The sequence below is a fragment of the Micromonospora haikouensis genome, assembly GCF_900091595.1.
Classification (GTDB): Bacteria; Actinomycetota; Actinomycetes; order Mycobacteriales; family Micromonosporaceae; genus Micromonospora; species Micromonospora haikouensis.
Window position 1 is genome coordinate 108,506 of the sequence record NZ_FMCW01000028.1, and the last position, 11,827, is coordinate 120,332.

The window sequence follows — 11,827 nt, forward strand, 5'->3', positions numbered from 1 at the left end:
CGGGGCGGCCGACGGCAGCCGTCGCCGCCGCGCCGCCGACACCGGCACGCCGAGGGCGCGCCGGCGGGGCCCCGGCTCAGTTGCCGCTGGGGTTGCTCGCACTGGTCGTCTCCACCTTGTCCAGCTTCCGAATGACGATCTGCTCCACGTCTCTCACCTCCCTCCCGTCGACTCGTGACCGGCCATCCCCGCCACCGCCTCCGGCCCGGCCCGGCGGGCGCGGCGACGGGCGTGCAGCCGCCGCCCGTGCCGCCGCCACCACGCCCAGCCCCACACCGCCCAGGAGCCGCCGAACACGGCGGCGGTGACGGCGGCGTCGAACCGGTCGACCGGGTCGCCGCCCGGGCGCAGGCCGCCGGCGGCGTCGACGAGCAGCGCGAGGGTGAACGGCACGGTGACGGTGGCGGCCACGGCGAGGCAGGCGGCGGTGCCGACGACCAGCAGCAGCGCGTACCAGCGGACGGCCGAGCGTTCCCGGGCGGGCAGCGCCAGGCTCGGGTCGGCGCCGGGCCGGCGGGCCGCCCGCCGCAGCCACCACCGGGCGTACGCGGCGCCGTCGGCGTAGAGGTTGCGCGCGCCCGCCACGTCCTGCAGGACGAAGTAGACGTCGGTGCGCATGAAGACGAGGAACTGCACCGGCAGCGGCAGCACGGCGAGCAGCAGCACCACGGCGGCGGCCCGGTCGACCGGGGTGCCCGGCGCGGCGGCGGCCCGGACGAGCACGGCCACGGACGCGACGACGACGTTGACCACCATGCCGGCGAGGTAGACGGTGAGCCGGGCCGACCGGGGCGCGGCCCAGATGCCGCTCACGTCGGTCTGGGCGACCAGGAACTGCAGCCGGGTGCCCAGCCCCAGCCGGCCCGGCACCCCGTGGGCGCGCGCGGTCAGCAGGTGTGCCAGCTCGTGCAGCAGGATGATCGACCAGGCGACGGCCGCGTTGCCGGCCAGCACGAGGCTGGCGTGTGGGCTCCAGAGCAGGTCGCGGTGGCTCGGCAGGACGCCGGGGGCGAGCAGCGCCGTCACCGCGGCGGCCCCGGTCACCGCCAGCGCCGCGCCGGCGACGGGGCGGGTGACGAGCCACCGCACGTGCCGCGGGCGCAGCCGGGGCAGGGTCGGCGCGGGCACCGGCGCGCCGGGCACCGGCCGGCCGTCGACGGCGGCGACGAAGCCCAGCCCGACCAGGTCGCGGACGAACCCGGCGACGTCGATCTCGCGCCCCCGCTCGGCGCGCAGCCGCCGGTGGGTCTCGTCGACGCTGTGGCCCGCCCCGAGCAGCCGCAGGGCGGCCGCCGCGATCTCCGGCACGGCGACGAAGTCACCGGTGTCGACCCGCCCGACGATCCAGTCGTCGCCGTCGGGGCGGATGCGCAGCTCGTGCAGCAGGATCCGGCAGGAGCCGGCCACCTCGACGCTCACCGGCGCTGCGTCCGGCCGGTGGCGACCACCGCGTCGACCTCCTCGCCGCCGCAGCCGGCCGGGCAGCGCGGGTGCGGCGGGTGGGCGATGAGGAAGTGCTGGTCGGCGGCGACCAGGTTGATCCCCTGGAGCTGGCCGGGGCGCACGGCCGGCACGCCGGTGAGCAGCGCCGACGCCAGGTGGGCGGCGAGGTGGCCGGAGAGCCCGGCGGAGGCGGCGCTGACGGCGCTGCTGCTCTCCCGCTCCACCGTGTACTCGGCGGCCGGGTCGTCGCGGCGGCGCTTGTCGTGCTCGGCCAGCCAGAAGCACTCGTAGCAGGGCCCGAGACCGGGCAGGTAGGCCGCCGCCGTCACCACCGGGCCGTGGTAGCCGGCGTCGACCCACGGGGTGCCGGTGTCCAGGCAGACCCGGTTGGCCCAGGCCCGGATGGCACCCGGCCGGTCGGCGCAGAGCACCAGCACGTCGCGGTCGGCGGCCAGCCGCCGCAGGTCGGCCGGCCCGCGCACTTCCGCCCGCTCGCCGGTGACCTCGATGTCGGAGTTGAGCTGGCGCAGCCGGGCGACGGCGACGTCCACCTTGGGCCGGCCGATGTCGTCCTCGACGTACACGGTCTGTCGGTTGAGGTTGGACAGCTCGACCACGTCGGGGTCGACGCAGTGCAGCCGTCCCACGCCGCTCGCGGCGAGGGCGAGCGCGACGGCCCCGCCGGTGCCACCCAGCCCGACGACGACCGCCCGGGCCCGCTTCAGGGCCACCTGCGGCTCCCAGGAGGTGGCGCGCGGGACCATGTCGATCCACCGGTGGAGGCGGCGGCTGCGGTCGTAGCGTTCCCGGTCCCGGTCGGTGAGCTCCGGCGGGTCGGGGGCCGCCGCGTCGTCGAGGTAGCCGGCGGCGGCGAACTGGTCCAGCGCGGCGCGCACCGCCCGCGCCGTCTCGGTGGGGTGCGCGGCGAGGACCCGGGCGACGATCTCCTCGGCGCTGCGGGTGCCGTCGGCGGCGCGCAGCGTCGTCCAGATCGCGCCGGTGGTGTCGAGCACCTCGGCGGCGATGCCGTAGACCGAGCCGCCGATGCGGACCCGCCCGCCGGGCAGCCGGTGCAGACCGTGCTCGGGTTTCACCTGCGGATACCACCCGGACGTGATGAGTGAAGCCATCGATCCTCGCCCCCGTACGGCAGATCGCTGTCTTGGCGATCAGCCTGGCGGACGGCGGCGACGAATGCAACACCCCGTGTCCGAACGGTTACCCGACGGTAGGCCGCGCCGTCCGCGGGCCCGGCCCCGGCCGTCGCTAGGCCGGCGGCAGCGGCACCTGGAGGAAAGTGATGCCGCGCAGGTCGAGCCAGGCCCGGTCGGGCCCGCGCACCAGGCGCAGCATCACCTCCGCGCAGGCCGGGCAGCGGGCCACCAGGCCGGGCGCGTGGGAGTAGACCCGCAGGCCCGCCATCGGACCGGTCGCGCCGCACGACGCGCAGCGCCCGGTGGCCCCGCTGACGTCCACCGCGAAGACCTCCCGCAGCGGGCCGTCGAGCATGTTGCCGTCCAGGTAGGACATGTCGGTCATGGGGTCTCCTCGTCGGCGGTCAGCCGGTGGGGCCGAAGCGTTCGGTGCGGACGCGGCGCGGCGGGTGACCCAGCCCCACCAGCAGGTCCGCCACCGTCTCCACGAAACCGGTCGGGCCGCAGACGTAGCACAGCGGCTCCAGCTCGGCCGGCCAGCCGTGGGTGTTCACGTCGGCCAGCCCGATGCGGTGTGGCTCGCCCCGCCAGCCGTCCGGGGCGGCGCGGGTGTAGACGTACGCCACGTCGAGGCCCTGGTCGTCGCGGGCCCGGCGGCGCAGCTCGTCGGCGTAGATCACGTCGGCCTGCGTGCGCGCGGAGTAGATCAGCCGGAACGGGGCCCGGCTGCCGGCGGCGCGGCGCGCGCGGACCATCGCCATCAGCGGCACCACGCCCGAGCCGCCGGCGACCAGCAGCACCGGCGCGGTCTCGGTCGGCCGCCACACGAACCACCCGCCGACGGGGCCGCGCACCTCCACCGGGTCGCCGGTCGCCCAGGTGTCGATCAGGTACGGGGAGACCTCCCCGTCGGGCACGCGCTGCACGGTCAGCGCGACGCGGTCGCCCTCGGCGGGCCCGGCGAGGGAGTACGACCGGGCGGCCTGGTAGCCGTCGGGGGCGGTGAGCCGGACGTCGACGTGCTGGCCGGGCAGGTGGCCGGGCCAGCCGGGGACGTCGAGCACGAGGGTCTGCGCGGTCGGCGTCTCGGTGCGGCGCTCGACGAGCCGGGCCACCCGCCAGCCCAGCGGGGCGCTCAATCGCCGGCGTAGCGCTGCTCGCGCCACGGGTCGCCGTAGTCGTGGTAGCCGGCGGTCTCCCAGAAGCCGGGGGTGTCGGTGACGCCGAGCCGCATGCCGCGCACCCACTTGGCGGACTTCCACAGGTAGAGGTGGGGCACCAGCAGCCGGGCCGGTCCGCCGTGTTCGGCGGGCAGGTCCCGGCCGTCGTAGCCGTGCACCACCCAGGCGCGTCCGCCGCGCAGGTCGGCCAGCGGCAGGTTCGTGGTGTACCCGCCGTAGGAGTGGACCAGCGCGTACGCCGCGTCGGTGTCGACGCCGTCGAGCAGCACGTCGAGCGAGACGCCCTGCCAGGTGGTGCCGAGCTTGGACCAGCGGGTCACGCAGTGGATGTCGACCGTCGGGGTCTCCTGCGGCAGGGCGGTGAACTCGGCCCACGTCCAGCGGTGCTCCGTGCCGGTCTCGGTGGTGACGACGAACTCCCAGGCGTCCGGCCGCACCCTCGGCGTCGGGCCGGCGGAGAGCACCGGGAAGTCCTCGGTGAGGTACTGCCCGGGCGGCAGGGCCGGCCCCGCGGAGCGGCGCCGGCCCTGGAAGCCTGGTGACACGATTCCCACCCGTCAGTCGTACCACCTGTGGGAGCACGGCGGTACCGTTCGCCCGGACAGACGGGCGCGCACGGTCAGTGCCGGTCGGCGACGACCTCCTTGTCGCCCGGCGGGGCGTGGCGGGTGGCCCGGAGGCTGGTGAGCGTGACGACGACCAGCACGCCGATGATCACGCCGAGCGAGGCCAGGGTCGGGATCTCCGGCACGCCGGACCAGATGCCGTGCGCCCAGTGCAGGCCGAGCTTGACGCCGATGAAGGCGAGGATGATCGCCAGGCCGTAGCTGAGGTGCACGAGCCGGCTGAGCGCGGCGTGCAGCACGAAGTAGAGCGCCCGCAGCCCGAGCAGCGCGAAGGCGTTGGTGGCGAAGACCAGGTACGGGTCCTCGGTGATGCCGTAGACGGCCGGCACCGAGTCGACGGCGAAGACCACGTCGGTGGCGAGCACCGCGACCACCACGAGCGCGAGGGGGGTGAGCGCCCGGCGGCCGCCCAGCCGGACGGTCATCTTCGTGCCCTGGTATTCGTCGACGACCGGCATGAACCTGCGCAGCAGCTTCACCGACCGCATCTTGTTGATGTCCACCTCCTGCTCGTGGCCGGAGAGGGCGTCGCGGAGCAGCTTGACGGCGGTGGCGATCAGGATGATGGCGAAGAGCAGGAAGGCGAAGTCCAGGGTCTGCAGCGCCGCCGCGCCGAGGGCGATGAAGACGGCGCGCAGCACCAGCGCACCGGCGATGCCGTAGAGCAGCACGCGCTGGGCGAGCACGGCCGGCACCGCGAACGCGGCCAGCAGCAGCATGAAGACGAAGAGGTTGTCGACCGAGAGCGACTTCTCCACCAGGTAACCGGTGAGGTACTCCACGCCCTGCTGGGAGCCGTAGCGCGACCAGATCCACGCGCCGAAGGCGAGCGGGAGGGCGACGTAGAACGCCGACCAGCCGAGCGCCTCCCTGATCGACACCTCGTGCGGACGGCGGGTGACGAGGAAGTCCAGCACGAGCAGCGCGAGCACCCCGGCGATGGTCACCGCCCAGAGGGTGGGGGTGCCGATCGAGGACAGCGCGCCGGCAGCAAGAAGGGACGATTCGGTCATATGGGTCTCCTCGAACACCGTGTCATGTTCGAGGTCTCCTTCACCCACGGTTCCGTGGGCAACCACCCGAGGCGCGCCCGGGGCACGCCGTACTGACCGGAATGGTTCGTGGGAAGTACTCCCCTCGTGGGACCAGGTTAGGCCAGTCCCGGGCGACTCGCCAAGCCGACACCGACCTGTCACCAGGGGTGATGCCCCGGTGGCTGTGGCGGTCCGTACGGCCTGTCCCGGGACGCCCGCGCGCGCCTATGGTGTCCGGGTGAGCGAGCGCGCACACCACCCCGACGCGGACCCGGCGGCCGGTGGCGGCCCGGTCGGCCCCCTCACCGGGGTACGCGTGATCGAACTGGCCGGCATCGGGCCCGGCCCGTTCGCCGCGATGATGCTGGCCGACCTGGGCGCTGACGTGATCCGGGTGGACCGGGCCACCGACGTGGACGCGGCCGCCTTCGGCACCCCGCACCCGGACCTGCTCCACCGGGGCCGCCGCTCCATCGCCGTGGACCTCAAGTCGGCCGGGGGCCGGGAGGCGGTACGCGCCCTGGCCGGCGGCGCGGACGCGCTGATCGAGGGCTTCCGCCCCGGGGTGACCGAACGCCTGGGCCTCGGCCCCGCCGACTGCCTCGCGGCCAACGCCCGCCTGGTGTACGGGCGGATGACCGGCTGGGGGCAGGACGGCCCGCTGGCCCCGTACGCGGGGCACGACATCGGCTACCTGGCGCTGACCGGGGCGCTGCACGGCGTCGGCCGGGCCGGGGAGCGCCCGGTGCCGCCGATGAACCTGCTCGGCGACTTCGGCGGCGGCGGGATGATGCTGGCCCTGGGCGTCGTCGCCGCCCTCTACGCCGTCCGCGCCGGGGCGCCGGGCCAGGTCGTCGACGCGGCCATCGTGGACGGCGTGTCGGTGCTCACGACGATGATCCACTCGCTGCGCGGGGTCGGCAGGTGGCAGGACCCGCGCGGGGTGAACCTGCTCGACGGCGGCGCGCCGTTCTACGACACGTACGAGTGCGCCGACGGCCGGCACCTCGCGGTCGGCGCCCTGGAGCCCCGCTTCTACGACGAGCTGGTGCGCCGCACCGGGTTCCCGCTGCCCGGCGACGACGCGCCGGAGCGCACCGACCCGGCGAACTGGCCGGCCCTGCGGGCCGCGTGGGCGCGGCTGTTCCGCACCCGCACCCGCGACGAGTGGACGGCCCTGCTCGGCGACTCGGACGCCTGCGTCGCGCCGGTGCTCGACTGGCGGGAGGCCCCGCAGCATCCGCACCTGGCGGCCCGGCGGGTGTTCGTGGAGCACGCCGGTGCGACCCAGCCGGCCCCGGCGCCCCGGTTCTCCGGCACGCCGACGGCCCTGCGCCGGCCGCCCCCGCACCCCGGCGAGCACACCGACGAGGTCCTGGCGGAGGCCGGCTTCGCCGCCGACCGGATCGCCGCCCTCCGCGCCGCCGGCGCGGTCGCCTGAGGTGCAAGGAAGGGCCCCCTGTTAACGCATTCTGTCGTACAGGGGTCCCTTCCTAACCGCGCCGGACGGTCAGGGCCGGCGCGGGACGGCCGCGCCCGGGGCGAGCGCCGGCTCCACCATGTCCCGGTAGTCGCGCGGCATCTGCACCACGATGTCGTCGAACTCCCCGCCCGTCACCGCCTCGCGCAGCGTGGTGAACACCGCCCGGACAGCCTCCCGGGCGGCCCGCTCGTCGAGCCCGGCCCGCTGGCCGACCCGGGCGACGAACTCGGCCGCGCCGAACCGGTCGGCGGCCTCGGTGTCCGGGCTGGGCCGCAGGACCAGCTGCAGCGGCTTCGGCAGCTGCGCCGCGAGGTCGAGCACCTCGCCGCCGGTCAACCGCTCGGCGAGCGTCTCCAGCGTGGCCCGGGTCAGCTCGACGGCCCGCTCGCCCGGGACCCGCGCCCGCAGGGCCACCTGGTCGACGAAGGTGTCGTAGTTCATGACGGCGCTCCTTCCGCTGCCTCGGGCCGGTCGCGCCCGCAGGAGGGGGGTCGCGTACCCGCCGAACGGGGGTGGAAACGGCGGCCGGGCGGCGACGATCGCAGGCCCCCGCGCGGGCGTGGGCGGCCCCACGGTGGGTAACCGCCGCCGGTCGGGAACCCCGATCGCGGCGACGAGGAGCGCACCCATGGCGAGCTACGACGACGTCCTGCAGTACCTGTCCAGCCTCGACTACCCGGCGGACAAGGCCGACGTGGTCCGCGAGGCGGAACGGGAGGGCGCCCCGCCGGACGTGCTGCGCGCCCTGCGGGCCCTGCCCCCCGTGGACTACGCCAACGGCACCGAGGTGGCCCGGTCCGCCGGCATCGAGGCCGCCCCCGAGGCCGGCCCGGCACGGCGGGCGGCGCAGGCCCGGGAGCCGCACACCCGGGTCTCGCAGCACCTGCGGCGCATCTGACCGCCCGCCGGCGGCGCGGGCGAGTGGGTACGCGGCGGTGCGGCGCGCGGACGGCCACCTCCCGGCGGCGGCTCAACTGCTCGTGATGGCGGTGATCGGGCTGCTGGCCGGCGGCCTGTTCGCGCTGGTCGGCTCGCCACGGCTCGGCCCGCTCGTCGGCTGGGACGCGGCGGCGCTGAGCTGGCTGGTGCTGGTGTGGCGCACGCTGTGGCCGCTGGACGGCGAGGGCACCGCCCGGCTCGCCGGCCGGGAGGACTGGAGCCGGGCCGTGCGCGACGTGCTGCTGCTGGTCGCCTGCCTGGCCAGCCTGCTGGCGGTGGCGGTCGTGCTGCTGTACGCGCACAGCGCCCCGCCGGGGCCGCTCCGCGACGCGTACGGCGGGCTGGGCGTGGTGAGCGTGCTGCTCTCCTGGCTGGTGGTGCATACCGTCCACACCGCCCGGTACGCCCGGATCTACTACACGGGGCCCGACGGCGGGGTGATGTTCCACCAGCGGGAGCGCCCCCGCTACTCGGACTTCGCCTACCTGGCGTTCACCGTGGGGATGACCTTCCAGGTCTCCGACACGAACCTGACCAGCAACGAGATGCGCACCACCGCGCTGCGGCACTCGCTGCTGTCGTACCTGTTCGGGGCGGTGATCATCGCCGCGACGGTGAACCTGGTGGTGGGGCTGGCCGGGTGAGCGGGCCGCCACGACAGACGGGCGCCCCGGGCCGCGAACCGCGGCCCGGGGCGCCACGCAGAACCTGTGCCCCGGCGGTGAACGCGGCCCGAACCGGACCGCACCGCCGGGCGGCCACTCCCACCCGATGAGGACGGGAGTCAACTGCCGAGATCATCCTACCGGCACCATCGTCCGAACGGTCAGTTCTCGGGAAAACTGTGGGCCAGCGCACCTCAGGTGAGCTCGCCGTACCGCTGCTCCAGGTCCACCCGGGCGAGCGCGCCGACCAGCCAGGCGAGCCGCTCCGACTCGCCGCCGCCCGCCAGGGCCGCCAGATCGGCCGCCGACCCGCCCAGCCCCAGCCGGCGGGCCGCCACCAGCGCCCGCCGGTCCGCCACCGGGGCCACCTCCCGCCACAACGCCTGCGCCTCGCGCAGGAACAACGCCACCGCCTCGCCGTCGACGCCCGGCAACCCGGCCAGCAGCGTCCGCTCGACGGCCGGGTCGTGGTGGGCCGCCCCGCGCAGCCGGCGCAGGTCGCCCCGGTAGCGCTCCACGACCGTACGGGCCAGGTCGCCGAGGCCGTCGGCGAGCGCGTCGACGTCGCCGCGCAACCCGGCCCCGCGCAACACGCGCACCCGGTCGGCGTGCAACGACCGGGCCAGCCGGGCGGCGCTGTCCCAACCGGAGTCACGCAGCGCCGCCGCGGCGGCCACGGCACACCGGAAGTCACCCCTGCGGGCCAGCAGGACCGACAGAGTGAGCAGTTGGAACAGGCTGGACGGGTTGTTGGTGACCCGGAAGCCGTACTGCTCGGCGAAACCGCGCCCGTCGCCCGCCAGGCGGCGTACCAGGCGCTTCTTGTCCTCGATGCTGGAGATCGCGGTGGTCGGCATGCCCGCGACTACCCGCGACACCGCCGGCCACGCCTGGCGGGCGGCGGCGGGGCAGGCGGCACCGGCTCAGCGCAGGATCTCGCCGTGCCGGGTGCGGGCCAGCAGCCGGGTGGTCGGCAGGGCGGGCGCCGGCAGCGGCGGGGCCGCGTCGTCCGCCACCACCCCGAAGCGGCGGCCCGCCGTCCAGTCCTCGCGCGCCGCGGCGATCTCCTCGTGCGACCGGCCGACGAAGTTCCACCACATCACCAACGGCTCCTCGAACGGCTCCCCGCCGAGCAGCAGCAGGCGGCTGCCCGGGGCGGCAGCCAGGGTCAGGCTCTCCCGCCCCAGGCCGAGATAGAGCAGCGCGCCCGGCTCCACCGACACGTCACCCACCTCGGCGGCACCGGACATCGCCAGCAGCGCGTACTCGAAGTCGCGGCGCAACGGCAGCCGGGCCGGCGCCGCGCCCCGGGCGGTGAGCTGCGCGCCGAGCAGCGGAGTGTGCACGACGGCCGGGGAACGCTCCCCGCCCAGCTCGCCCACCAGCAGCGTCACGTCGGTGTCCCCGTCGCGCCACACCGGCAGGTCCTCGTGGTGGGCGAAGCCCGGCCCACCGGCCCGCGCCGGGTCCGGCAGGGCCACCCACAACTGCACCCCGTGCATCACCGGCGGATGCTGCGCCGGAGACCGCTCCGAGTGCGCGATGCCGTGGCCGGAGGTCATCACGTTGAGCTGCCCCGGGCGGATCGGCTGCACGTTGCCGAGGCTGTCCCGGTGCACGATCTCCCCGTCGAGCAGCCAGGTCACCGTCTGCAGGCCCGTGTGCGGGTGGGGCGGCACCTCCATGCCGGGCCGCTGCGCGACGTCGTCCGGGCCGAAGTGGTCGACGAAGCACCAGGCCCCGACCATCCGCCGCTGACGCTGCGGCAGCAGCCGACGCACCGTCGTGTAGCGGCCGAGCGGCACGTCGTGGCCCGGCAGCAACACGCTGCCCGGGTCGGCGGGCGCCACGCCCGGTGGTCGGGTCTGCGCCGGCAGAGATTCCGTACGATCCACCGCCCGACTGTACGCTCAGGCCCCCTCGACGGTCACCGTGTTGGCCCCGGCCACCATGTCGACGTACACCCGGTCGGCCCGGCGGTCCCAGTCCGGCGAGCTGATCACCGCGCCGGCCGCCACCCCCTGACGGTGCCGGTCGTAGACGGTGACCGCGCCCGCGCCGGCACCCGAACGGACCCGCGTCGGCAGCGCCCCGGGCACCCGGACCACCAGCTGGTTGATCCCGCCGGTCAGCCGCACCGTCAGCGTGCCGACGACCCGGGGCAGGCGCAGGTCGACGCGGGTGGCCCCGGCGGCCAGCTCCAGCCCGGCGAGCCGACCCCGGGTCAGGTCCAGCACCTGCTCGGTCACCCCGCCGGCCAGCCGCAGCCGCCAGGTCACCCGGGAGTTCAACACGACCTCCGCGACGGCCGGACCGCGCCGCCCGCTCGGCGCCATCCGCAGCCGCATCCGGTCGCCGACGAGCTCCGGCCGGGGATCCACCCCGCCGTCGGCGGGGCTGGCGATCCGGTACAGGTCCTCGCCGAGGTCGTCGATCCGCAGGTCGAACGTGGTCAGCCCGTCGACCAGCTCGAAACTCGCCCGGGTCCGCCCGGCCAGGGGCGCGGTGAGCACCCGGCCGTCCGCCGACGCTCCCCCGCCGCCGGGCTCGGCCGCCAGCGGCACCGTCGACCCGACGTCCGGCCGGCCACCGGAGAACGCCACCCCCAGCCGGTCCGGATTGGCCAGGGTCACCGCCACCGCACCCGCGCCCAGCGCCAGCACCACGACCGCGGCGGCGACCATGAGGCGTACGCCGCGCGGCCAGGCCGGGGCGGGCGGCTCCGGGACAGGGTCCCCGGTCACCTCGACGACCGGTGCGGGCACTGGAGGAGCGACCCCCGGGCGGCGGTACGCGTCATGCTCCGAACCCGGCATGTGCTCCCCTTTCGCGGTCCCCGCCAGGCAGTACGTACCCGACCCGGGATCGGATCAGTCCGCCCCTCGGCTTGCAAGGAAGGGCCCCTTGTTAACGCTTTCTGTATAGGAGGGGCCCCTTCCTAACACTCGGCTGGGTGAGGTGGAGACGCTGCCGGCCGGGCCCCTGTTGTCGGGGCCCGGCCGGTGGGTGGCGTGCGTGGGTGTGTGGTGTCAGCTGTTGTTCCAGTGCTGGGTGACGAGGTCGGCGGCCTGCTGTTCCCACTGGGCGTAGGCGTCGGGGTAGGCGGAGACCTGGACGGTCTGGGCGGCGTCGGTCAGGGGCATGTCCTGCCAGCCGTCGACCTGTCGGAGGCCCTTGAGGAACGCCGTGGTCGCGTACTGCGGGTCGGTGATCTGCTCCGGCGAACCCCAGCCGCTGGACGGGCGCTGCTGGAACAGGCCGAGGGAGTCGTGGTCGTTGCGGTCACCCAGGTGACCCAGGTT

General features: G+C 75.6%; 13 protein-coding genes and 1 pseudogene. 3 read left to right on the forward strand and 11 right to left on the reverse strand.

What is annotated here, in order from left to right; translation table 11 throughout:
* Positions 1–153: 153 nt before the first annotated feature.
* From GA0070558_RS25440 to GA0070558_RS25465, 6 genes are all read right to left on the reverse strand, one after another.
* Positions 154–1,419 (reverse strand): hypothetical protein, encoded by a 1,266-nt coding sequence (locus GA0070558_RS25440; RefSeq protein ID WP_091284252.1) that lies wholly within the window; start codon positions 1,417–1,419, stop codon positions 154–156.
* Positions 1,416–2,573, reverse strand: a complete 1,158-nt coding sequence (locus tag GA0070558_RS25445) for a ThiF family adenylyltransferase (protein WP_218107089.1) — start codon at positions 2,571–2,573, stop codon at positions 1,416–1,418. Before GA0070558_RS25445 ends, GA0070558_RS25440 begins: the two co-directional genes overlap by 4 nt.
* Positions 2,574–2,709: 136 nt before the next feature.
* Positions 2,710–2,982 (reverse strand): DUF6510 family protein, encoded by a 273-nt coding sequence (locus GA0070558_RS25450; protein WP_091284256.1) that lies wholly within the window; start codon positions 2,980–2,982, stop codon positions 2,710–2,712.
* Positions 2,983–3,001: 19 nt separating this feature from the next.
* Positions 3,002–3,736, reverse strand: a complete 735-nt coding sequence (locus tag GA0070558_RS25455) for a ferredoxin reductase (RefSeq protein ID WP_218107090.1) — start codon at positions 3,734–3,736, stop codon at positions 3,002–3,004.
* A complete protein-coding gene (locus GA0070558_RS25460; RefSeq protein WP_218107091.1) occupies positions 3,733–4,323 on the reverse strand; it encodes a sulfite oxidase-like oxidoreductase in 591 nt (196 codons plus the stop codon). Before GA0070558_RS25460 ends, GA0070558_RS25455 begins: the two co-directional genes overlap by 4 nt.
* A 74-nt stretch (positions 4,324–4,397) precedes the next feature.
* Positions 4,398–5,417: a TerC/Alx family metal homeostasis membrane protein gene (locus GA0070558_RS25465; RefSeq protein ID WP_091284263.1), complete on the reverse strand. Its 1,020-nt coding sequence runs from the start codon at positions 5,415–5,417 to the stop codon at positions 4,398–4,400.
* Positions 5,418–5,676: 259 nt separating this feature from the next.
* Here GA0070558_RS25465 and GA0070558_RS25470 point away from each other — a divergent pair, with 259 nt between their 5' ends.
* Positions 5,677–6,879: a CaiB/BaiF CoA transferase family protein gene (locus GA0070558_RS25470; RefSeq protein ID WP_091284265.1), complete on the forward strand. Its 1,203-nt coding sequence runs from the start codon at positions 5,677–5,679 to the stop codon at positions 6,877–6,879.
* A 69-nt stretch (positions 6,880–6,948) separates the two neighbouring features.
* Here the strand turns inward: GA0070558_RS25470 and GA0070558_RS25475 are convergent, their stop codons facing one another.
* Entirely contained in the window at positions 6,949–7,362 is a 414-nt protein-coding gene (locus tag GA0070558_RS25475; RefSeq protein WP_043968634.1) for a DUF2267 domain-containing protein, read from the reverse strand.
* A 187-nt stretch (positions 7,363–7,549) separates the two neighbouring features.
* On the opposite strand from GA0070558_RS25475, the gene GA0070558_RS25480 reads away from it, so the two are divergent.
* Both GA0070558_RS25480 and GA0070558_RS25485 read left to right on the forward strand, forming a co-directional pair.
* Positions 7,550–7,819 carry a DUF2795 domain-containing protein gene (locus tag GA0070558_RS25480; RefSeq protein ID WP_043968632.1) on the forward strand — a complete coding sequence of 90 codons (270 nt, stop codon included), beginning with the start codon at positions 7,550–7,552 and terminating at the stop codon, positions 7,817–7,819.
* Positions 7,820–7,856: 37 nt separating this feature from the next.
* Positions 7,857–8,504 carry a DUF1345 domain-containing protein gene (locus GA0070558_RS25485; protein WP_218107092.1) on the forward strand — a complete coding sequence of 216 codons (648 nt, stop codon included), beginning with the start codon at positions 7,857–7,859 and terminating at the stop codon, positions 8,502–8,504.
* Positions 8,505–8,719: 215 nt separating this feature from the next.
* Here GA0070558_RS25485 and GA0070558_RS25490 read toward each other — a convergent pair whose 3' ends face one another.
* From GA0070558_RS25490 to GA0070558_RS25505, 4 genes and pseudogenes are all read right to left on the reverse strand, one after another.
* Positions 8,720–9,382: a hypothetical protein gene (locus GA0070558_RS25490; protein ID WP_091284268.1), complete on the reverse strand. Its 663-nt coding sequence runs from the start codon at positions 9,380–9,382 to the stop codon at positions 8,720–8,722.
* A gap of 66 nt (positions 9,383–9,448) precedes the next feature.
* The gene (locus tag GA0070558_RS25495; protein WP_043968627.1) at positions 9,449–10,420 is read right to left on the reverse strand and encodes a pirin family protein; all 972 of its coding nucleotides are present in this window, start codon (positions 10,418–10,420) and stop codon (positions 9,449–9,451) included.
* A gap of 15 nt (positions 10,421–10,435) precedes the next feature.
* The gene (locus GA0070558_RS25500; RefSeq protein ID WP_256092119.1) at positions 10,436–11,290 is read right to left on the reverse strand and encodes a hypothetical protein; all 855 of its coding nucleotides are present in this window, start codon (positions 11,288–11,290) and stop codon (positions 10,436–10,438) included.
* Between the two features lie 264 nt (positions 11,291–11,554).
* A pseudogene (locus GA0070558_RS25505) lies at positions 11,555–11,827 on the reverse strand (hypothetical protein); the annotation flags it as partial.

Coding starts and splice junctions, on each gene's coding strand:
- GA0070558_RS25445 (WP_218107089.1), bottom strand. CDS start 2,573: ATGGCTTCACTCATCACGTCCGGGTGGTATCCGCAGGTGAAACCCGAG.
- GA0070558_RS25450 (WP_091284256.1), bottom strand. CDS start 2,982: ATGACCGACATGTCCTACCTGGACGGCAACATGCTCGACGGCCCGCTG.
- GA0070558_RS25465 (WP_091284263.1), bottom strand. CDS start 5,417: ATGACCGAATCGTCCCTTCTTGCTGCCGGCGCGCTGTCCTCGATCGGC.
- GA0070558_RS25475 (WP_043968634.1), bottom strand. CDS start 7,362: ATGAACTACGACACCTTCGTCGACCAGGTGGCCCTGCGGGCGCGGGTC.
- GA0070558_RS25480 (WP_043968632.1), top strand. CDS start 7,550: ATGGCGAGCTACGACGACGTCCTGCAGTACCTGTCCAGCCTCGACTAC.
- GA0070558_RS25490 (WP_091284268.1), bottom strand. CDS start 9,382: ATGCCGACCACCGCGATCTCCAGCATCGAGGACAAGAAGCGCCTGGTA.